Here is a 21567-nt window from a genome sequence, read left to right on the forward strand (position 1 = left end):
CCGGCTTCCCCTTTTCCGGATCATGGTCTAGCAGTCGATCCAGACGACGTGCCCGCAACCACGGGCGCCTGGAAAGGCCGGATCATGAGCAAAAAAACCCTGATCGCGCCATCGGTGCTGGCGTCGGATTTTTCGAAGCTCGGCGACGAGGTCGCGGCGGTGGCGGCGGCCGGGGCCGACTGGATCCATCTCGACGTCATGGACGGGCATTTCGTGCCCAACATCACCTTCGGTCCGCCGGTGATCAAGGCGATCCGCAACCGCACCAAGGCCTTCTTCGACTGCCATCTGATGATCGCGCCCGCCGATCCTTATCTGGAAGCCTTCGCCGAAGCCGGCTGCGACGGCATGACGGTGCATGCCGAGGCCGGGCCGCATCTCGACCGTTCGCTGCAGACGATCAGGAATCTCGGCAAGAAGGCGGGCGTGTCGCTCAATCCGGGGACGCCGGAATCGGCTGTCGAATATGTGCTCGACCGGCTCGATCTGATCCTGATCATGACCGTCAATCCGGGTTTTGGCGGCCAGGCCTTCATTCCGGCGATTGTCGAGAAGGTGAAGCGGGTGAAGGCGCTGATCGGCAACCGGCCGATCCGGATTGAGATCGACGGCGGTATCTCGCCAGAAGCCGCCCCTTTGGTCACCGCCGCCGGCGCCAGCGTGCTGGTCGCCGGTGCGGCGATCTTCAAGGGCGGCAGCGTCGAAGCCTATCGGGCGAACATCGAGGCGATCCGGACAGCGGCCGACCGGGCGGCCGGCTAACGCTGATGCTGACGGCGCCACGTGCCGTCTCTCCAGCCGGTCCGACGCCGGTGCGCTTGTGCTCATCACATGCGGTCCCATATTCTCTGTCTCATCCTTATGCCCGGACCCTCCCGCAGGCGCCTCTTCGACGGTTGGATCGATGAACCGCAGCCCTTTCTTTGCTGATCTGCTGAACACCATCGCCGACCGCGGCCGGATGATGCTGAACCTCGTTCGCGGTGACGAGCCGGTCTCGGCCGACAGCCTGGCGCGTCTGTGCACGCGTCTTCTTTCCAGCCAGGGTGAGGCATCGGGCGTCGCCTATGCCCGCGAAATCCTCGATCGCTGGCGCACCCTTGATGCTGACGGCCGGCTGGCCTTCCTGCATGTGCTGCGCGATCGGTTCGGCACCGATCATGTCAGGCTTGCCGCTGCCGTGGATGCCTATCGCGACGCGCCCGACGATCGCTCGGCACTTGCCCTGCACGACGCCGCCGAGCCGGCCAGGCAGGAGCTTCTGCGCCGCCTGAACCTGGCGCCCGGCGGCATCGAGACGCTGGTGCGCATGCGCGAGGATCTGCTTGCCCGGTTGACCACGTCGCCCGATCTCGCCATCGTCGATGCCGATTTCACGCACCTCTTGTCGTCATGGTTCAACCGCGGCTTCCTGGTGCTGCGGCGGATCGACTGGTCGACGCCGGCCAACATCCTGGAAAAAATCATCCGCTACGAGGCGGTGCACGCCATCCACACCTGGGACGATCTGCGCCGCCGGATCGAGCCCGCCGACCGGCTCTGCTATGCGTTCTTCCATCCGCAGCTTGGCGACGAGCCGCTGATCTTCGTCGAGGTCGCGCTGACCCGGGCGATGCCGACGACGATCGCCGAGCTGCTTGCCGATGAGCGGCCGCTGGTGCAACCACGGCAGGCCACGACGGCGGTATTCTATTCCATCTCCAACTGCCAGGAGGGCTTGCGCGGCATCTCCTTCGGCAATTTTTTGATCAAGCAGGTAGTCGAGGATCTGCGCCGCGACCTTCCCGGCCTGACCGATTTCGTCACGCTGTCCCCGGTGCCGGGCTTTGCCCGTTGGCTAGCCGAGCAGACCGGTCCCTCCGCCACTGAGGCGCTGGACCTCGTCGCCGACGAAGGCTGGCATGCGGACGCTGCCGCGCGCGACCGCGTGGGCCAGGTCCTGCTTCCTCTCGCGGCACAGTATTTCCTCGAAGCCCGCACCGCTTCCGGCAAGGTGATCGACTCGGTCGCCCGGTTCCATCTCGGCAATGGCGCGCGGCTGGAGCGCATCGACCTTTTCGGCGACCTGTCGCCCCGAGCCTTGCGTCAGGCGCATGGGCTGATGGTCAATTATCGCTACAAGCTCGATGACATCGAGAAGAACCACGAGCTGTTCGCCGCCAGGAACGATGTGGCGGCCGCACCCGCCGTGCGCCGCCTGCTGCCGAAACCAACGAGGCCGGCCGCGCCGCGGCTTCCGGCGCAACCTCAGGGGAATGAGGACAAGAGGGACATATGAGCAACCATTTGTTCGACGCCTTCCGCGCTCGCATGCCGGCGCCCGAGCGTCTGTTGATGGAGACGGATGACGGGCGCTCGATCACCTATGGCGACATGCTGGCGCGATCCGCGCAACTGGCCCACGCGCTGCTGCAACTGGGCGTCCAAGCCGGCGACCGCGTCGCCGTCCAGGTCGAGAAGAGCCCGCAGGCAGTCCTGCTCTATCTCGCCTGCCTGCGCGCCGGTGCGGTCTTCCTGCCGCTCAACACCGCTTACACGCTGACCGAACTCGACTACTTCTTCGGCGATGCCGAGCCGCGGCTGGTCGTCTGCGATCCGGCACGGGCAGCCGATATCGGGGCCTTGGCGGAGACATCGGGCGCTATCACAGTCACGCTCGGCGGCAATGGCGAAGGGTCGTTGATGGATCAGGCCTCGCGGCAGTCTTCGGATTTCCACGATGTGGTGCGCGGGCCGGACGATCTTGCGGCGATTCTCTACACCTCGGGAACCACCGGCCGCTCGAAAGGCGCCATGCTCAGCCATGAGAATCTCGCCTCGAATGCGCGCGTGCTGGTCGACCACTGGCGCTTCACTGCCGCAGACATTTTGATCCACGCGCTGCCGATCTTCCACACGCATGGCCTCTTCGTCGCCACCAACGTCGTCCTGATGGCCGGCGCCTCGATGCTGTTCGAAACCAAATTCGACCCGGCCCGCATCGTCTCGCTGCTGCCGCGCGCCACCGCGCTGATGGGCGTGCCGACCTTCTATGTGCGCCTGCTGCAGCAGGACGGCTTGAACCGCCAAGCGGCCAAAAACATCCGCCTCTTCGTTTCCGGCTCGGCGCCGCTGCTGGCCGAGACGCACAAGGCCTGGCGCGAGCGCACCGGCCACGCGATCCTTGAGCGCTACGGCATGACCGAGACCAACATGAACACGTCGAACCCCTATGATGGCGAGCGGCGTGCCGGCACGGTCGGCTTCCCCTTGCCCGGCGTGGCACTGCGCATCGCGGACCCCGACGGTGGCGCCACGCTTGCCCAAGGCGAGGTCGGCATGATCGAGGTGAAAGGCCCCAATGTCTTCGGCGGTTATTGGCGCATGCCGGAAAAGACCAAGGCGGAATTCCGTGACGACGGTTTCTTCATCACCGGGGATCTCGGCCTGATCGACGCCGACGGCTATGTCCACATCGTCGGGCGCGGCAAGGATCTGATTATTTCCGGCGGCTATAACATCTATCCGAAGGAGGTCGAGAGCGAGATCGACGCGCTGCCCGGCGTCAGTGAAAGCGCCGTGGTCGGCGTTGCTCATCCGGATTTCGGCGAGGGCGTCACGGCGATCGTGGTGCGGACGCCGGCCTCGACCATCACCGCCGCCGAGATCGTTGGTGCCATCGCCGGAAGGCTGGCGAAATACAAGCACCCGAAGCGGGTGATCTTCGTCGACGAGCTGCCGCGTAACACAATGGGCAAGGTGCAGAAGAACCTGCTGCGCGAAACCTACAAGGACCTCTACGCGCCGGCCAAAGCCGGCTGAAGCAAGAGGTTTGCGTTCAATTGATGCCTGCTCCGAAAACCTTGTCGCCTTCTATCCAGACGCCCTTGACTTCCAACTCGTCCGACAGCGCAACAATATCGGCGGCGGTGCCATTGGCGAAGCGCCCAAGCCGATGCGCCTGGCCGATCGCTTGTGCCGGATAGAGCGAAGCCATGCGCAGCGCCTCCGACAGGTCCAGTCCGACGACGTGGTGAACGAAGCGCACGGCGGCGATCATGTCGAGATCGGCGCCTGCCAACGTCCCGTCGGCAAGCGTCAGCCGGCCGTCCTTGCGGTAGATGGTGCGGCCGTTCAGCGTGAACGAGGTCATGTCGGTGCCGATCGTCGCCATGGCGTCGGTGACCAGAAAAATTTTTGCCGGCCCCTGCTTGGCGCGCAAGGCAATCGCCATGGTGGCGGGATCGACGTGGATGCCGTCGGCGATGATGCCGGCAAACAATGTGCCGGTATCGATGGCGGCACCCGCCAGCCCCGGCTCGCGATTGCCGATCTGGCTCATAGCGTTGAACAGATGGGTGACCACCGTTGCGCCGGCATCGGCGAACCCGCGCGCCTTGGCATAGCCGGTATCGGAATGGCCGAGGCTGACGACGATGCCGGCCTCAACGAGCGCCGAAATGCGCGCGGGGTCGACGGATTCAGGCGCGATCGTTGTCAGCAGCACCGGCAGAGTTTTTCGCGTTGCTATCAGCATCGCCTGGTCGACGTCGGTCATCGGCCGGATCAATGCCGGATCATGCGCGCCCTTGCGGGCGACCGATAGATGCGGGCCTTCGAGATGCAGGCCCAAAAAACCCGGCACCTTCTGTTGCGCGGCCAGCGCTCCGGCGGCAACCGCCGCTGCGGTGATTTCAGGCGTGTCGGTGATCAGCGTCGGCAGCAGTGCCGTCGTGCCGAACGGCGCGTGCGCCCGGCAGATGGTCTCGATCGAGGCGACATCGGGATGATCGTTGAGCATGACGCCGCCGCCGCCATTGACCTGCAGGTCGACGAAGCCCGGCGCAAGCATGCCGCCGTCGGTTTCGACACGCTCGACACCGGACGGAATGGCGCCTGCCGGAACGATGGCCTCGACAAGGCCGTCACGCACGACAAGGGCGGCGTTGTCATGCCAGTCCTCACCGTCGAATATGCGGGCGCCAGTCAGGGCAAAACGGTCGCTCATATGGTTTCCGTCACCTTGCGAAGATTGGGCGGCGTGTCCGGATCGAGGCCGCGATGGCGAGCAAAGGCCTCGACGAAGCCATAGAAGGACACGATCAGCGCCAGCGGGTCGGTCAGCGGATGGCCGGTGGCGACATGCGGCAGTTGCTGAGCGCTTTTCGCCTTGTCCGAGGTCACAAAAACGGCCGCGCCTTTGGCCGCCAGGCTGTCGGCAGCCTCGGCAACCGACGGCTCGGAAGCATCGCGGGCGGCGAGCGCCAGCACCGGGAAGTCGGGCCCGACCAGCGCCAGCGGGCCATGCATCACTTCGGCAGCACTATAGGCCTCGGCATGCATGGCGCAGGTTTCCTTGAACTTCAGCGCCGCCTCATTGGCGATCGCCGCGGACGGACCGCGACCGAGGATGAACAGCGATTTCGGCGTCTCCAAGGCACCGGCCAGCGCCATCCAGTCGCAGGCGATCGCCTTGCGGAAATGCTCCGGCAGGCAGGCAAGTGCTGCCAGAAGCTTGTCGTCGCCGGTGCTGTGCGCCATCAAGGCGAGGCCGGCGACGGCGGAATTGACGAAGGTCTTGGTCGCCGCGACGCTGCGCTCCGGCCCGGCCAGTATGTCGATCGCGTAGTCGCAGGCGCGCGCCAGCGGCGAATCGGCGGTGTTGGTGATGGCGACGGTCAGCGAACCACCCTCCCTCGCGGCTTGCGCCATGGCGACGATGTCCGGGCTCTTGCCCGATTGCGAGATCGCCAGGCAAGCCGAGCCGCCGAGCTTGAGCTTGGCGCCATAGATCGAGGCGATCGAAGGACCGACCGAAGCGACCGCGAGGCCGGCGGTCAGCTCCACGGCATATTTCATGAAGGTGGCGGCATGGTCGGAGGAGCCGCGCGCCACGGTGACGATAAAATGCGGGTCGCGCTCGCGAATGCCGCGCCCGGCCTCGGTCAGCACGGCTGCCGAACCATCGAGCAGGCGCGCGGTCGCCTCCGGGATCTCCTCGATCTCGCGCCGCATATGAGTTTTGGTCGCGCTCATGGCCGGCCCTCTTCGCCCGGCCCGCTCAGCCGGAGCTCGGCGACGAAATCATAGGCGTCGCCCCTGTAGATGGAGCGGGTGAATTCGATCACCTTGCCGCTCGCCAGATAGGAAATACGCTCGATGTGCAGCCCGGCAATCCCGGGCGGCACTTCGAGCAGGCGCGCGTCACTGTCGCCGAGATTGGCGGCCGAAATGCGCTGCACCGCCCGCACCGGCCGGAGGCCGGTCGTTTCCAGCGCAGCATAGAGCGAGGACCCTATTCCTGCCGGGTCGGGCAGCACGCTGGCCGACAGTGCCGCGCGCTCGATCGCCAGCGGCGTGTCGTTGGCGATGCGCAGGCGCGCCACGCGGGCCACCAGCTCGTTCGACGACAGTCCGAGCACCATCATCTCGTCCGGCGAGGGCGCATAAAGGCCGCGGTCGAGCCAGGCCGAACGGACAGCCATGCCGCGCCGCGCCATGTCTTCGGTGAAGGATGTGAGCCGCGACAGCGACTGCTCGACGCGCTCCATGCGCGGCGCGACGAAAGTGCCGGAGCCGTGGCGCTGGACGAGGATGCCGCCCTTGACCAGATCCTGCACCGCCTTGCGCACGGTGACGCGCGAAATGTCGGCCTTGCTGGCGATGTCGCGCTCGGAAGGCAGCGCGTCGCCCGGCCCGATCAGGCCGCGATTGACCGCGTCCTCGATGCTCTTCCTGAGCTGCAGATAGAGTGGCGCGCCGCTTTGCGAGGACTGCTTCAGCGTGGCGAAAATCTGGTCGGCGGCCTCGCTCATCGCGCTGCCTCCGCCGCTTTGGCGAAGACACGGACCGCCATCTGCACCGCGCCGCCCAGCGCATCGTCGAGCGGCGGCTTCAGCAGCGCCCGGTAGCGCGACGACAGGCGCGGCGCGTAAAACTGCGCCAGCCCGCCGAGCAGGCACAGCGGATCGTCGCCGCCGAGATCGAGGACGCCAAGTGCTGCCTCGACATCGGCGACCGCCTTGTCCAGGATCCAGTTGGCGACGGCGTCGCCTTTTTCGGCATGGTCGAAGACCTTGGGCGCGAAGCCGCCGAAATCGCCGGGCTTGGCATTGGTGGTGAACTCGACCAAATCCTCGGGATTGTCACGGAAGATGGCGAGCATGGCCTGCGTCAGCGGCGACGCTTCGCGGATGCCGTCATAGGCGAGGAGCGTCTGTTCGAGCAGGTCGCGGCCGATGCGGGCGCCGCTGCCCTGGTCGCCGACCTGGAAACCCCAGCCGCCAATGGCGCGCGATTTGCCTTGTCTGCGCGCCATATAGGCGGTGCCGGTGCCGAGGATGGCCATGGCGCCGTCGCCGGAGCCGATCGCGCCTTCGAGCGCAATCTCGGCATCGGTCTCGACACGGCTTTGGCTGAACGGCAGGATGGCTTCGAGTTGCTGTCTGTAGGTTCCGACATTGGCGCCGGCGAGGCCTAGGATGGCCGGGGTTTGCGGGATCAGTTCGGGGTCTTGTCCGGCGGCTACAAAGGCCTGCCTCGCCGCGTCGACGATGTTGGCCCTGGCGCCGGTGAGATCGGTGCGGATATTGGCGGCGCCGCTCTTGGCGCGGCCGACGACCATGCCGCCCGCTGTCGCAAGAGCCGCCCTGCAGCTGGTGCCTCCGCCATCGATGCCAAGCACGAAATTCACGCGATTTCTCCTCCGGGTGGATAATACCAATAAAGTACCAATAGCCAAGGATTAATTTCTGTTTCAAAAAGATTAAGCGGTATTTTGTTGAAAAATCAATGCATTCTGCCGGCAGGCCGATTTGGTTGCAACGATTCCGTTAATGCGTGTGGACAAGTGGTATTTTTTTGGTATTGTTTTGTGGATTGGAGGGAACGGTATGGCCGAGAAGCGCACCGAAGCGCATCACCAGAATGCCGAGGGGCTGGACATCCAGGCCCCGGACGCCATCCTTTCCTCCTTGGCCAATGCGCAGATCGAGGCCGCCAAGGCGGTTCGCGGCGCCATTCCCGCCATCGCCAAAGCAGCCGAGATCATCGCCGGCCGTCTGAAGAGCGGCGGTAAGCTCGCTTACGCGGCGGCCGGCAGCTCGGGACTGATGGCGCTGGCCGATGCGCTGGAACTGCCGGGCACCTTCGGCATCCAGCGCGACCGCATCGCCATACTGATCGCCGGCGGCGACGATGCCTTCAAGACATTGGCCGGCGGGCCGGAAGACAATATCGACGAAGCCTCGGCGGCGGTTGCCAATGCCGGCATCGGCGAGGGCGACTGCTTGATCGCGGTCTCGGCCAGCGGCTCGACACCCTATGCCGTCAGGGCGATCGAGGACGCCAGGCGCCGGGGTGCGGCAACCATCGCCATCGCCAACAACAAGGATGCGCCGCTGCTTCGGCTGGCCGACATCGCCATAGTGCTCGAAACGCCGCCCGAGCTGATCGCCGGCTCGACGCGCATGGGCGCCGGCACCGCCCAGAAGATTGCGCTCAACATGCTTTCGACGCTGGCCGCCATTCATCTTGGCCATGTGCATGACGGCTACATGGTCAACCTCATGGCCGACAACATCAAGCTGCGCGATCGCGCAGCAAGCATCGTCGCCGCCATCAGCGGGCGCGACAAGGAGGATGCGGCGCGCCTGCTCGAGAAGAGCGGCGGCGGCGTCAAGACTGCTATTCTGCTCGCCGCCGGCGCGGCCGGCGCCGGTGCGGCCGAGAAGATACTGGAAGGGACCGGCCAGAAACTGCGCCCGGCCCTTTCCGTGATTGAGGGGAGCATGGGGCAAAAAGCCCCTGTTCTCAAAACCGAACCTGAAAAAGGTCAACAGGGAGACTGAGCATGACAACGAAACTACTGACGGCACTTCTTCTCGGCACCAGCATTCTCGGCTCAGCCGGAATGGCCTACGCCCAGGACGTAACGCTCAACATCGAAAGCTGGCGCGGCGACGACCTTGCCATTTGGAAGGACAAGCTGATCCCGGCTTTCGAGGCCAAGAACCCGGGCATCAAAGTGGTGTTCGCGCCGTCGGCGCCGACCGAATATGACGCCGCGCTCGGCGCCAAGCTCGCCGCCGGCTCGGCGGGCGACCTGATCACCTGCCGCCCGTTCGACAAGTCGCTGGAGCTCTTCAAGAAGGGCAACCTCGCCGACATCTCGACACTGCCCGGCATGGAGAATTTCTCCGACGTCGCCAAGGCCGCATGGCAGACCGACGACGGCAAGGCGAGCTTCTGCGTGCCGATGGCTTCCGTCATCCACGGCTTCATCTACAACAAGGACGCTTTCGACAAGCTCGGCATCAAGGTGCCGACGACGAACGAGGAGTTCTACGCCGCGCTCGACAAGATCAAAGCCGACGGCACCTACATCCCGATGGCGATGGGCACCAAGGACCTTTGGGAAGCCGCGACCATGGGCTACCAGAACATCGGCCCGAACTACTGGAAGGGCGAGGAAGGCCGCGCAGCGCTGATCAAGGGCGAACAGAAGCTGACCGACAAGGACTGGGTGGCGCCATATGAAGAGCTGGCCAAGTGGAAGCCCTATCTCGGCGACGGCTTCGAGGCGCAGACCTATCCGGACAGCCAGAACCTGTTCACGCTCGGCCGCGCTGCCATCTACCCGGCCGGCTCATGGGAAATCGGCCTGTTCAACACGCAGGCGCAGTTCAAGATGGGCGCATTCCCGCCGCCGGTGCAGAAGGCCGGCGACACCTGCTACATCTCCGACCACACCGACATCGGCATGGGCCTCAATGCAGCGTCGAAGAACGCGGATGCGGCCAAGACCTTCCTGACATGGGTGGCCTCGCCTGACTTCGCCACCATCTACGCCAACGCGCTGCCGGGCTTCTTCAGCCTGAACAACACCCCGGTGAAGATGGAAGACCCGCTGGCACAGGAATTCGTCTCCTGGCGCGACAAGTGCAAGTCGACGATCCGCTCGACCTATCAGATCCTGTCGCGCGGCACGCCGAACCTCGAGAACGAGACGTGGGTTGAATCGGCCAACGTCATCAACGGCACCGTCACGCCGGAAGCTGCCGCCAAGAAGCTGCAGGACGGCCTCGACAGCTGGTATAAGGCTGGCAAGTAAGAGCGAGCGCTATCTCCCCCCTCGAGGGGGAGATGTCGCCGAAGGCGACAGAGGGGGTCGGTAAAGGCAGGCCGCGGCTTCATCGTTGCTGAAAGGCACGGTCGAAGTCACGATGGCGCACTGCCTTGGCCGACCCCACCTGCCTCGCTTCGCGAGGCACCCTCCCCTCGAGGGGGGAGGGAGGCGCCGCGCCTTTTTGCGGCAATTGCAAGAACCTGATCGGCGGGGACCGAACGCATGGCCGCAGCACCGAAACGACCGTTCCGCTGGCATATCGTCGTCTTCCTGGCGCCGGCGGTGCTGGTCTATACGGCGATCATGATCCTGCCGCTGGCCGGCACGCTGCAGCTCTCGCTGTTTCGCAACATCGAGCAGGCCCAGGTCTTCGTCGGGTTCGAAAATTTCCGCAGGCTGTTCGGCGATCCCAACTGGTCGGTCAATTTCTGGAACGCCCTGCGCAACAACGTCTGGTTCTTCATCATCCACATGGTCGTGCAGAACCCGATCGGCGTCCTGCTGGCCGCACTGCTGTCCAGCCCGCGGCTTAGGTTCTCCGCCTTCTACCGCACGGCGATCTTCGTGCCGACGATCCTGTCCTTCGTCATCGTCGGCTTCGCCTGGAAGCTGATCCTGTCGCCGCTGTGGGGCGTGGCGCCTAACCTGATGGATATTGTCGGCCTCAAAAGCCTGTTCACGCCGTGGCTCGGCAAGGAGCAATATGCGCTGACCACGCTCAGCCTGATCTCGGTGTGGCAGTTCGTCGGCATCCCGATGATGCTGATCTACGCCGCGCTGCTGTCGATCCCCGAGGAAGTGATCGAAGCGGCCGAATGCGACGGCATCACCGGCATGTCGCAGTTCTGGAAGATTAAGCTGCCGCTGATCCTGCCGTCGATCGGCATCATCTCGATCCTGACCTTCGTCGGAAATTTCAACGCCTTCGACCTGATCTATACCGCGCAAGGCGCGCTGGCCGGGCCGAATTATTCAACCGATATTCTCGGCACCTTCCTCTACCGCGCCTTCTTCGGTTTCCAGTTGCAGGTCGGCGATCCCAACATGGGCGCGGCGATCGCCACGATGATGTTCCTGATCATCCTTGGCGGCGTCTGCGTCTATCTCTTCCTCGTCCAGACGCGCCTGCGTCGGTATCAGTTTTAGGGGGCGAGATGTTGAGCTTGAGCACCCCCCTCTGGCCTGCCGGCCATCTCCCCCTCAAGGGGGGAGATTGGACTGCCGCATTGCTTTCGCCACTTTTCAACGTTGCAAGAGAAGCCGCCAGGCTGGAGCTGCCAATCTCCCCCCTTGAGGGGGAGATGTCCGGCAGGACAGAGGGGGGTGCCTTGGCACAAAATCGGGAGACTCTGGGATGAGCACGGCAACCCATTCCCTGCCCCGCACCATCGGCGCCCATGCGGTGCTGTTGACCTACACGGTGATCGCGCTGTTTCCCGTGATCATCGTCATCGTGAATTCGTTTAAATCCCGCGCGGCGATCTTCGGAGCGCCGCTAGCGCCGCCGACCCCGAAAACCTTCGACCTGATCGGCTACACCACCGTGATCGGCCAGGGCGACTTCATCCACTATTTCCAGAACAGCCTCGTCGTCACCGTCGCTTCGCTGTTCTTCGTGCTGCTGTTCGGCGCCATGGCCGCTTTCGCGCTGTCGGAATACCGCTTTCGCGGCAACACGATGATGGGGCTTTATCTCGCGCTCGGCATCATGATCCCGATCCGCCTTGGCACCGTCGCCATCTTGCAGCTGATGGTGATGAGTGGGCTGGTCAACACGCTGACAGCGCTGATCCTGGTCTACACCGCGCAAGGCCTGCCGCTCGCCGTCTTCATCCTGTCGGAGTTCATGAAGCAGGTATCCGACGATCTGAAGAATGCGGGCAGGATCGACGGGCTGTCCGAATACACCATCTTCTTCCGGCTGGTGCTGCCGCTGGTGCGGCCATCGATGGCGACGGTCGCGGTCTTCACCATGATCCCGATCTGGAATGATCTGTGGTTTCCGCTGATCCTGGCGCCGTCGGAGGAGACCAAGACGGTGACGCTCGGCGCCCAGCTGTTCCTCGGCCAGTTCGTCACCAACTGGAACGCGATCCTGGCGGCACTGTCGCTGGCGATCATGCCGGTGCTGATCCTCTACGTCATCTTCTCGCGGCAGCTGATCCGCGGCATCACTTCCGGAGCCGTCAAATGAGTGATGGTCGAGAGATTATCGTACAGGCCCTTGTCGAGACAGCGAGCCGCTATGGATTTCGAGGCGTGCGCGCCACGAATTTCTACCGCGAATGGCCGGAGACCGTCTGCTTGCTAAACCTTCAGAAGTCTTCCTGGGGACCGCAGTTCTATCTCAACGCTGCCATCTGGTTGACGCGGTTCGGGGCGGAGCGCCGGCCGAAGGAATACAACTGTCATATTCGTTGGCGCGTCAATTCCCAGATGGAAGACGAGCAGTCGAAGGCGTTCACCCAGGCGCTCAATCTTGAGCATCCCTTGTCTGACGATCATAGGCTTTCGCTGATCAAGGAAGGAGTCGGTGCCTATGGCTTCCGACTTTTGGCCCGCTGCGACAGTGAAGAAGCGGCTCTGCGGGTCGCAGATGAATGCGAGCCACAGGTAATGGTGGCTCTCGCAGCTCGCAGGCAAGAAAAGGCAGATTGAAATGGCCGAACCTCTTCGCGTCGTCGTCGCCGGTCTGGGCAATATGGGCCGCAGCCATGCGCTGGCCTATCACACCAATCCGGGGTTCCAGATCGCGGCACTGGTCAACCGCTCGGACGTGCCGTTGCCGGCCGGGCTTTCCGGCTATGATATCAGGCGCTCCTTCGACGAGGCGCTGCGCGACGAGAAACCCGATGTCGCCTGTATCGCCACCTATTCCGACAGCCATGCCGACTATGCGGTCAAGGCGTTCGAGGCCGGCTGCCATGTCTTTGTCGAAAAGCCGTTGGCGACGACGGTGGCGGACGCCAAACGCGTGGTCGCGGCAGCCAAGGCCAACGGCAAAAAACTGGTGATCGGCTACATCCTGCGCCATCATCCGTCCTGGATCAGGCTGATCGCCGAGGCGCGCAAGCTCGGCGGCCCTTACGTGTTCCGCATGAACCTCAACCAGCAATCCTCCGGTCATAGCTGGGAGACGCACAAGCAATTGATGCAGACGACGTCGCCGATCGTCGATTGCGGCGTGCACTATCTCGACGTGATGCTGCAGATCACCGACGCCAGGCCGGTCGAGGTGCGCGGCATGGGGCTGCGGCTGAGCGATGAGATCGCGCCATCGATGTACAATTACGGCCACCTGCAGGTGCTGTTCGACGATGGCTCGGTCGGCTGGTACGAGGCCGGCTGGGGGCCGATGATCTCGGAGACCGCCTTCTTCGTCAAGGATGTGATCTCCCCCCATGGCTGCGTGTCGATCGTCATGAAGGAGGGTGTCAGATCCGATGACATCGACACCCACACCAAGACCTCGACCATCCGCCTGCACAGCGCGGCAACCGGTGCGGACGGCAAGTTCGCCAAGGCCGATGAGATGCTGTCGATGGAGGGTGAGCCCGGCCATCAGGATCTCTGCGATCTCGAACAGTTTTTTTTGCTGAAGGCGATCCGCGAGGATCTCGACTTGACCCGCCACATGGACGACGCGGTGAAGTCGCTCGCCGTCTGCCTTGCCGCCGACGAGAGCGTACGCAGTGGAAAGGCGGTGCGATTGTGACAAGAGAATTATCGTCCGGAGTTGCGCTCTACGGCGCCCCCCTCTGGCCTGCCGGCCATCTCCCCCTCAAGGGGGGAGATTTGCCGTCACGTTTTCTTTCGCCAATCACCAACATCGAGAAGAGTGCGGCGGCGTCAAAGCTGCCAATCTCCCCCCTTGAGGGGGAGATGGCCGGCAGGCCAGAGGGGGGTGCTTCTGCGCCCACATTCCAATCCGGAGGAACGCCGTGGGCTCGCTGAACATCGAGAATGTGAAGAAGGCCTTTGGGCCGGTCGAGGTGCTGAAAGGCATCAACCTCGAAGTGACCGATGGCGAGTTCGTCGTCTTCGTCGGCCCCTCCGGCTGCGGAAAGTCGACGCTGCTCAGGGTCATCGCCGGACTGGAGGATTCGACCTCGGGGCGTGTGGTGATCGACGGAGCGGACGTCTCCGCAACGCCGCCGGCCAAACGCGGCATCGCCATGGTGTTCCAGACCTACGCGCTCTACCCGCATCTGACGGTGAAGAACAATATGGGCCTCGGCCTCAAGCAGGCGGGCACGCCGGCGGCCGAGATCGACCGCCGCATCGGCATTGCCTCCTCTATGCTGTCGCTGGAACCCTATCTCGCAAGGCGCCCGGCCGAGCTTTCCGGCGGCCAGCGTCAGCGCGTCGCCATCGGCCGCGCCGTGGTGCGTGAGCCCAAGCTTTTCCTGTTCGACGAGCCGCTGTCGAACCTCGATGCAGCACTGCGCGTCAACACGCGGCTGGAGATCGCGCAATTGCATCGCCGGCTGAAGGCAACGATGATCTATGTCACCCACGACCAGGTCGAGGCGATGACGTTGGCCGACAAGATCGTCGTGCTCAACGCCGGAAAGATCGAGCAGATCGGCGGGCCGATGGAGCTTTACAATTCCCCGGCGAATGAATTTGTCGCCGGCTTCATCGGCTCACCGAAGATGAATTTCGTCGACGGCGCCAGGCTTGGCGAGACGGCCAAGACCATCGGCGTCCGTCCCGAGCACCTGACCGTCGATGCGAAATCCGGCGCCTGGAAAGGCACGGTCGTCCATGCCGAGCATCTCGGCGCCGACACCAACCTCTATCTCGACTGCGAGAAGGCCGGCCTGATCACCGTGCGCATCTTCGGCGTCTACAATGCCGAGCCTGGTGCGACGCTTTATGCGACGCCGGATCCGGCAAAGACCTATCGGTTCGGCGCCGATGGCAAGGTGCTGAAGTAGCACCCCTTCCTTCTCCCCTTGTGGGAGAAGGTGGATCGGCGCGCAGCGCCGAGACGGAAGAGGGGTGTTGGACGGAGTGCTGTCGGCGCCAAGCTGGAGCACCCCTCATCCGACCTCGCTTCGCGAGGCCACCTTCTCCCACAAGGGGAGAAGGCAGAGCGCCGCTACAAGTCCGCCCTAAACGTCTGCTTCTGCATGCCCAGTCCTTCGATGCCGAGCTCGACGACGTCGCCGGCCTTCAGGAACACCGGCGGCTTCATGCCGAGGCCGACGCCGGGCGGGGTGCCGGTCGAGATGATGTCGCCCGGATGCAGCGACATGAACTGGCTGAGGTAGGAAACCAGGTAGGCGACGCCATAGACCATGGTCTTGGTCGAGCCGTTCTGCATCGTCTTGCCGTTGACCTTCAGCCACATCGGGATGTTCTGCGGGTCCTTAACCTCGTCCTTGGTCACCAGCCACGGGCCGATCGGCCCGAACGTGTCGCAGGACTTGCCCTTGGTCCACTGGCCCTGACGCTCGGCCTGGAAGGCGCGCTCGGAAACGTCGTGCGCGACGCAGTAGCCGGCGACATAGTCCAGCGCCTCGGCCTCGGTGACATATTTTGCGGTTTTGCCGATGACCACGCCGAGCTCGACTTCCCAATCGGTCTTCACCGAGCCGCGCGGGATCAGCACGTCGTCATCAGGCCCGACAATGGCCGAGCTCGCCTTCATGAAGATGATCGGCTCCGGCGGCACGGTGGCGCCGGTCTCGGCGGCATGGTCGGAATAGTTCAGGCCGATGCAGATGAATTTGCCGGTGCCGGCAACGCAGGCGCCGATGCGCGGCTTGCCGGAAACCGCCGGCAGCGATTTCGGATCGAGCTTCGACAGTGTCTCAAGGGACGCCGGGTCGAGCGCCTTGCCGGCAATGTCGGTGACATGGGCGGAGAGGTCACGGATCGTCCCATCCGCATCGAGCAGGCCGGGGCGTTCGCTCCCCGCCTCGCCATAGCGCAGCAGTTTCATGCAATTTTTCTCCCAGTTGCGACCAGAGGCCGTTTGCAAACTCGCTCCGCTGAGGCGAATGGAGCGGAGCGTACCTAAAGTACGTGAGCACCGGAAGCGCAGAAAACCGCGCTAGGCGCCCGGCGGAGTAGAGTTCCAAATGGCCTCTTAAATCGACCAGCCACCGTCGATATTGTAAGCCTGTCCCGACGTATAGGTGGCGCCGGCCAGATAGACGGCGAGATCGGCAATTTCCTCTGGTGTGCCGAGGCGGCCCATCGGCTGGCGGGCGATGAAGGCGGCGCGAGCTGCCTCGTAGTCGCCCTGCGCATGCATGCGGTCCTGCAGCGACGGGCTTTCGACCGTGCCCGGGCAGATGGCGTTGCAGCGTACGCCCCTGCCGACATAGTCGGCGGCGACCGATTTGGTCAGGCCGATGACGGCCGCCTTGGTCAGCCCATAGACGAAGCGGTTCGGCACGCCCTTGGTCGAGCTGGCCAGCGACGCCATGTTGATGATCGAGCCGTCGCCGCGCTCCAGCATGCCGGGCAGCACGGCGCGGATGGTGCGGATCATCGAGCGGACATTGAGATCATAGGCGAAGTCGAGATCGGCATCCTTCATCTCGAGGATCGAGCCCGAATGAACGAAGCCGGCGCAGTTGAACAGCACGTCGACGGCGCCGATCTCGGCAAAGGCGGTTGAAACCGCCTCGTCGTTCAGCACATCGAGCTTGCGGGTCTTGATCCCGGGCGTCTTGCCAAGTTCGGCGAGCATTACCTCGTTGATGTCGGTGGCATGGACGACGGCGCCTGCCTTGGCGAAAGCCAGCGCGCTCGCCCGGCCGATGCCCTGTGCCGCCGCCGTGACGACAACGATCTTGCCTGCCAGATCCGCCATGCTTTTCTCCTCTGTGGCCGCCCGGTTTTACCGGCACGCGGCCAAGGCGCAATGTGCCAGATAGGCACTATCATGCCGCCTGTATCGCTGTTCGCCTAAATGTTTTTTCTCGGTAAAGAACATCATTTCTGCCGTCAAGCCCGAACGCTTCTCGCCCGCCGCCGCGCGCAAGGCGACCGCTCAGTCGCCGTAGGGCACCCAGACGTTCTTGACCTCGACGGCACGCCGCAGGAAGGCGTCGCCGGCGGCCTCGGTCGACGCCCAGTCGAGGCTGCGGCCATTACCGGTCCAGACGCGCTTCAGGTTGCCAATCGAGTCAGCTTCGGCCTTGGCGCAGGTCTCGGCATCGGCGAACACCCAGAGCCCGTCCACGTCGTCATGCTTTGCCAGCACGCCGGTGAGTTCGGCGCTGCGGCCGGTGATGATGTTGATGGCGCCGGCCGGAACGTCGGAATATTCGATGACCTGATAGAGATCGGTGGCGAGCAGCGGATATTTTTCGGAAGGCACCGCGACTACGGTGTTGCCCATGGCAAGCGCCGGCGCAACCAGCGACATCAGGCCGAGCAGGGGCGCATTGTCGGATGCCACTATACCTACGACGCCGACCGGCTCGTGCAGTGCCAATGTGACGGCGCGGGCCGGCGGCTGGTGGACGCGGCCCTCGAACTTGTCGGCCAGGCCGGCATAGAGGAACAGCCGCTCGATAGACTGGTCGACCTCTTCGCGCGCGGCCTTGGCCGTGGCGCCGACGAGCTGAGTGAGGCGCGCCGCAAACTCGTCGGCACGGCCGGACAGGTTCTCGGCCAGATAGTAGAGCACTTGGGCACGGTTGTAGGCGGTCGCCTCCGGCCAGGCCTTGCAAGCGCGGGCAGCGGAGACGGCGTCGCGGATATCCTTGCGGCTGCCGAGACCAACCTCACCGGCAAGCTTGCCCTTGGTGGTGGCCACAGCGATCGAATAATTGCCGTCCGGCCTGACCTGCCTGCCGCCGATGAACAGTTTTGCCGTGCGATCGATGGCATCGCTTTCAACCTGCTCGATCGGCTGCGCCGATGACGTTGCCGGTTTGATGACGGGGCCGAGCGGCAGCTTTGCCAAGAGATATTCGAACATGCCTTCGCGCCCGCCTTCGCGGCCGAAGCCGCTCTCGCGATAGCCGCCGAAGCCGCAGGCGGCGTCGAACATGTTGGTGCCGTTGACCCAGACGACACCGGCCTTCAATTGCGGCGCGACGTGCAGGGCGAGGTTGACGTTCTCGCTCCACACCGAGGCGGCCAGCCCGTAGCGCGTGTTGTTGGCGAGCTCGACCGCTTCCTCGGTGTTGCGGAAGGTCATGGTGGCGAGCACCGGGCCGAATACCTCCTCCTGTGCCAGGATGTTAGCCGGCGAAACGCCTGTCGCCAGTGTCGGCAGGTGATAATAGCCGGAGGACGGCAGCGCCACATCCGGTTGCCAGCAGACGGCGCCCTGTTTGGCGCCTTCGGCGACCAGACCCTTGACGCGATCGAGCTGGGTCAAGTCGACCAGCGGGCCGATATCGGTGTTCTTGTCGAGCGGGCTGCCGACGCGCAACCGGCTCATCCGCGTCTTGACCTTGGCGATGAAGGCGTCGGCGATGCCTTCCTGCACCAGCAGGCGCGAGCCGGCACAGCAGACCTGGCCCTGGTTGAACCAGATGCCGTCGACCAGTCCCTCGACGGCGCTGTCGAGATCGGCGTCCTCGAAGACGACGAAGGCCGACTTGCCGCCAAGTTCCAGCGACAATTTCTTGCCGGAGCCTGCGGTGGCTTTGCGGATGATCTTGCCGACCTCGGACGAACCGGTGAAGGCGATCTTCTGGACGCCGGGATGATTGACGATTGCTGCGCCCGCTTCGGGTCCGCCCTGGACGATGTTGACGACCCCCTTCGGCACGCCGGATCGTTCGCAGATCTCGGCAAACAGGATGGCGGTGAGCGGCGTGAACTCGGCCGGCTTCAGCACGATGGTGCAGCCCGCGGCGAGCGCCGGCGCGATCTTCCAGGCCAGCATCAAAAGCGGGAAGTTCCACGGGATGATCTGGCCGACGACGCCGACGCCCTTATGGCCGGGAAAATCCCTGTCCAACGCCTGCGCCCAGCCGGCATGGTGGATGAAATGGCGGATGGCCAGTGGCACGTCGATGTCGCGGCTTTCGCGGATCGGCTTGCCATTGTCGATCGATTCCAACACCGCGAACAGACGCTGGTGGCGCTGCATGGAGCGGCCGATGGCATAGAGCACTTTTGCTCGGCTGTAGCCTGAGGATGCGCTCCACTTCGGCAGCGCTTTTGCCGCGGCCGAAACCGCGGCATCGATGTCGGCGGCACCGGCATCCGATACCTTGGCCAACAATTTGCCCGAGGCAGGATCGCTGGTCTCGAAGGTCTTGCCGCCTGTGGCTGCTTTCCAGTCGCCGCCGATGAACAGTGCTTTGGAAAAATCGCGCGCGGCGAGCCAGGCATCAGCCTCGTTGCGGGCTTCCGGCGCCGGACCGTATTCCATGGCATGATAGCGTTCGAGAATGTTCATCAGGCGCTCCGAAATCACGCCATTGCGTGGCGATGATTGGCCGAATAGTGACCGGTCAAATGATGTTCGAGCTGGCGCTCTATGTCGGTCAGCAGGCTCGACGCCCCGAAGCGGAACAAGTCTGGTTCCAGCCATCGCCGTCCAAGCTCTTCCTTCATCAGCACCAGCCAGTCGAGCGAAGCCTTTGCCGTGGAAATGCCGCCGGCCGGCTTGAAGCCGATGAGATAGCCGGTTTCCTCGAAATAGGCGCGGATGGCGCGCACCATGGCAAGGCCGACCGGCAGCGTCGCGTTGACGCTTTCCTTGCCGGTCGAGGTCTTGATAAAATCGGCGCCCGCCATCATCGCCACCATCGAGGCGAGCATGACGTTGCGCAGCGTGGCGAGGTCGCCGGTGCCGAGAATAACCTGCAGATGTGCCTCGCCGCAGGCGGCGCGCATCGAGACGATCTCGTTATAGAGTTCCTGCCACTTCGCTCCGAATACCAAGCCGCGCGGGATGACGACGTCGATCTCGTTGGCGCCGTCGCTGACCGAGGCTTCGATCTCCTGCAGACGCGTCGAAAGCGGGGTGAGGCCATGCGGGAAAGCGGTGGATACGGCGGCGACATGGATGCCGCTGCCGCGCAGCGCATCGACGGCGGTGGCGACAAAGGGATGATAGACGCAGACCGCCGCCGGGCGGATCTTTTCACCAGTAATGCCGAGGCCTTCGACGATGTCGCGGCGGAACGGATTGACCGCCTTGGCGCAGAGCCGGCGCACGCGCTCTTCGGTGTCGTTCGAGTTCAGCGTGGTCAGGTCCATGCAGGCGACGGCGCGCAGCAGCCAGGCGGCCTGGTTGTCGGCCTTGATCGAGCGTCGCTTGGTCAGGCTGGCGACACGCCGCTCCAGCGCCGAGCGGTTGACGCTGCGCATCGATTCCATGAAGCCGAGATCGAGCTTCATGCCGGGATTGCGGGCAATACCGTGCGCTTGCGGCGCCGGTGCATTGGCGGCGGTGCGCGCTGGCAGCGGCGTGATCTTGGACGCACCGAGATCGGCTTCGCGGATTGTGCTGCTCATCTCCTGCCCCTTTGTTCAGCGACGTCCACCGAGGATAGCCCGTGAAGCAGCGCTTCACGAGTCCTTCAAGCGGTCATAGTTGAAAAAGGCCACGAAAGCAGCAGATTTTTGACCGTACGGTCAAAACTTGCATGAGGCGGACGCCACAGCGTCCCGACGCCTCAGCCGACGAAGGCGCGCTCGACGACGAAGCTCGCCGGATGATGCAGCGAACCTTCCTGGAAGCCGAGGCTTTCGGCCAATTCCTTGACGTCCTTGAGCATATGCATCGAGCCGCAGATCATGATGCGGTCGGTCTCCGGATCAAGCTTGTCGATGCCGAGGTCGGTATAGAATTTGCCCGAGCCGATCAGCGCGGTGATGCGGCCCATGCGCTCGGAGGTTTCGCGCGTCGTCGAATTGTAGAGCGTGACGCGGCCGCCCGTCAGATCGCCGATCAGCGGATCGTTCTCCAGCGCCGCGACCAACTCCTGGCCATAGGTGAGCTCGGCATTGTCGCGGCAAGTGTGAGTCAAAATGACCTGCTCGAATTTCTCATAGGTATCGGGATCGCGCAGCAGGCTGGCAAAGGGCGCGATGCCGGTGCCGGTCGAGATCATGAACAGGCGCTTGGCCGGGGTCAGCGCGTCGACCACCAGCGTGCCGGTCGACTTCTGCCGCATGATGACGGTGTCGCCGATCTCAATCTTCTGCAACTCCGAGGTCAGCGGGCCATCCGGCACCTTGATCGAGAAGAATTCCAGCTCGTCGTCCCAAGCAGGGCTGGCGATTGAATAGGCGCGGAACACTGGCTTTTCGGCGTTGGGCAGGCCGATCATGACGAATTCGCCGGAACGGAAGCGCAGCGACTGCGGCCGGGTGATGCGGAACGAGAACAGCCGGTCGGTATAGTGCTTCACCGAGACGACGGTCTCGGCATAGACATTGGCCGGTATAGGGAACTGCAACGGCCGGGCGTCGGCGGTGTTGAGCGCGGATGTGGTGTTCATCAAACCTAACCTTCTGGCCCGGGCTCA

General features: G+C 64.0%; 19 protein-coding genes. 10 read left to right on the top strand and 9 right to left on the bottom strand.

What is annotated here, in order from left to right; translation table 11 throughout:
• The first annotated feature begins 84 nt into the window (after nt 1-84).
• The 3 genes from rpe to EOB36_RS09910 all read left to right on the top strand — a co-directional run bounded on the left by rpe (nt 85) and on the right by EOB36_RS09910 (nt 3801).
• On the top strand, nt 85-762 hold the full coding sequence (gene rpe / locus EOB36_RS09900; protein ID WP_128284770.1) for a ribulose-phosphate 3-epimerase: 678 nt from the start codon (nt 85-87) through the stop codon (nt 760-762).
• A 142-nt stretch (nt 763-904) separates the two neighbouring features.
• On the top strand, nt 905-2278 hold the full coding sequence (locus EOB36_RS09905; protein ID WP_127206093.1) for a malonyl-CoA decarboxylase: 1374 nt from the start codon (nt 905-907) through the stop codon (nt 2276-2278).
• The gene (locus EOB36_RS09910) at nt 2275-3801 is read left to right on the top strand and encodes a malonyl-CoA synthase (RefSeq protein ID WP_127206092.1); all 1527 of its coding nucleotides are present in this window, start codon (nt 2275-2277) and stop codon (nt 3799-3801) included. Before EOB36_RS09905 ends, EOB36_RS09910 begins: the two co-directional genes overlap by 4 nt.
• A 16-nt stretch (nt 3802-3817) precedes the next feature.
• On the opposite strand, the gene nagA is transcribed toward EOB36_RS09910, so the two are convergent.
• From nagA to EOB36_RS09930, 4 genes are read right to left on the bottom strand one after another with little or no spacing between them, the layout of a single operon-like run.
• Nucleotides 3818-4987: an N-acetylglucosamine-6-phosphate deacetylase gene (gene nagA / locus EOB36_RS09915; protein ID WP_127206091.1), complete on the bottom strand. Its 1170-nt coding sequence runs from the start codon at nt 4985-4987 to the stop codon at nt 3818-3820.
• Nucleotides 4984-6015: an SIS domain-containing protein gene (locus EOB36_RS09920; protein WP_127206090.1), complete on the bottom strand. Its 1032-nt coding sequence runs from the start codon at nt 6013-6015 to the stop codon at nt 4984-4986. The genes nagA and EOB36_RS09920 overlap by 4 nt, the downstream gene beginning before the upstream one ends.
• Nucleotides 6012-6794, bottom strand: a complete 783-nt coding sequence (locus EOB36_RS09925; protein ID WP_127206089.1) for a GntR family transcriptional regulator — start codon at nt 6792-6794, stop codon at nt 6012-6014. The genes EOB36_RS09920 and EOB36_RS09925 overlap by 4 nt, the downstream gene beginning before the upstream one ends.
• Nucleotides 6791-7672 (bottom strand): N-acetylglucosamine kinase, encoded by an 882-nt coding sequence (locus EOB36_RS09930; RefSeq protein WP_128284771.1) that lies wholly within the window; start codon nt 7670-7672, stop codon nt 6791-6793. The genes EOB36_RS09925 and EOB36_RS09930 overlap by 4 nt, the downstream gene beginning before the upstream one ends.
• A gap of 199 nt (nt 7673-7871) precedes the next feature.
• On the opposite strand from EOB36_RS09930, the gene EOB36_RS09935 reads away from it, so the two are divergent.
• The 7 genes from EOB36_RS09935 (at nt 7872) to EOB36_RS09975 (ending at nt 15045) form a co-directional block, all read left to right on the top strand.
• Nucleotides 7872-8828 carry an N-acetylmuramic acid 6-phosphate etherase gene (locus EOB36_RS09935; protein WP_095484645.1) on the top strand — a complete coding sequence of 319 codons (957 nt, stop codon included), beginning with the start codon at nt 7872-7874 and terminating at the stop codon, nt 8826-8828.
• A gap of 2 nt (nt 8829-8830) precedes the next feature.
• Complete coding sequence (locus EOB36_RS09940; protein ID WP_095484644.1) at nt 8831-10090, top strand: ABC transporter substrate-binding protein; 1260 nt, start codon at nt 8831-8833, stop codon at nt 10088-10090.
• 237 nt (nt 10091-10327) lie between these two features.
• Nucleotides 10328-11251 (top strand): sugar ABC transporter permease, encoded by a 924-nt coding sequence (locus EOB36_RS09945; RefSeq protein ID WP_095484643.1) that lies wholly within the window; start codon nt 10328-10330, stop codon nt 11249-11251.
• Nucleotides 11252-11459: 208 nt separating this feature from the next.
• Entirely contained in the window at nt 11460-12299 is an 840-nt protein-coding gene (locus EOB36_RS09955; protein WP_128284772.1) for a carbohydrate ABC transporter permease, read from the top strand.
• Nucleotides 12296-12763 carry a DUF4304 domain-containing protein gene (locus tag EOB36_RS09960; protein WP_127206084.1) on the top strand — a complete coding sequence of 156 codons (468 nt, stop codon included), beginning with the start codon at nt 12296-12298 and terminating at the stop codon, nt 12761-12763. Before EOB36_RS09955 ends, EOB36_RS09960 begins: the two co-directional genes overlap by 4 nt.
• A 1-nt stretch (nt 12764) precedes the next feature.
• On the top strand, nt 12765-13820 hold the full coding sequence (locus tag EOB36_RS09965) for a Gfo/Idh/MocA family oxidoreductase (RefSeq protein WP_095484640.1): 1056 nt from the start codon (nt 12765-12767) through the stop codon (nt 13818-13820).
• A gap of 226 nt (nt 13821-14046) precedes the next feature.
• On the top strand, nt 14047-15045 hold the full coding sequence (locus EOB36_RS09975) for an ABC transporter ATP-binding protein (RefSeq protein WP_095484638.1): 999 nt from the start codon (nt 14047-14049) through the stop codon (nt 15043-15045).
• A gap of 164 nt (nt 15046-15209) precedes the next feature.
• Here EOB36_RS09975 and EOB36_RS09980 read toward each other — a convergent pair whose 3' ends face one another.
• The 5 genes from EOB36_RS09980 to EOB36_RS10000 all read right to left on the bottom strand — a co-directional run bounded on the left by EOB36_RS09980 (nt 15210) and on the right by EOB36_RS10000 (nt 21540).
• Entirely contained in the window at nt 15210-16055 is an 846-nt protein-coding gene (locus tag EOB36_RS09980; protein WP_128284773.1) for a fumarylacetoacetate hydrolase family protein, read from the bottom strand.
• 147 nt (nt 16056-16202) lie between these two features.
• Complete coding sequence (locus tag EOB36_RS09985) at nt 16203-16934, bottom strand: SDR family oxidoreductase (protein ID WP_127291388.1); 732 nt, start codon at nt 16932-16934, stop codon at nt 16203-16205.
• Between the two features lie 180 nt (nt 16935-17114).
• Nucleotides 17115-19487 carry an aldehyde dehydrogenase family protein gene (locus EOB36_RS09990; RefSeq protein WP_128284774.1) on the bottom strand — a complete coding sequence of 791 codons (2373 nt, stop codon included), beginning with the start codon at nt 19485-19487 and terminating at the stop codon, nt 17115-17117.
• Nucleotides 19488-19501: 14 nt separating this feature from the next.
• Nucleotides 19502-20551 carry a deoxyribose-phosphate aldolase gene (deoC, locus tag EOB36_RS09995; protein ID WP_128284775.1) on the bottom strand — a complete coding sequence of 350 codons (1050 nt, stop codon included), beginning with the start codon at nt 20549-20551 and terminating at the stop codon, nt 19502-19504.
• 161 nt (nt 20552-20712) lie between these two features.
• Nucleotides 20713-21540 carry a ferredoxin--NADP reductase gene (locus EOB36_RS10000; protein ID WP_128284776.1) on the bottom strand — a complete coding sequence of 276 codons (828 nt, stop codon included), beginning with the start codon at nt 21538-21540 and terminating at the stop codon, nt 20713-20715.
• Between the last annotated feature and the right edge of the window lie 27 nt (nt 21541-21567).

Source organism: Mesorhizobium sp. M6A.T.Cr.TU.017.01.1.1 (assembly GCF_004023115.1).
Taxonomy (GTDB): Bacteria; Pseudomonadota; Alphaproteobacteria; order Rhizobiales; family Rhizobiaceae; genus Mesorhizobium; species Mesorhizobium mediterraneum.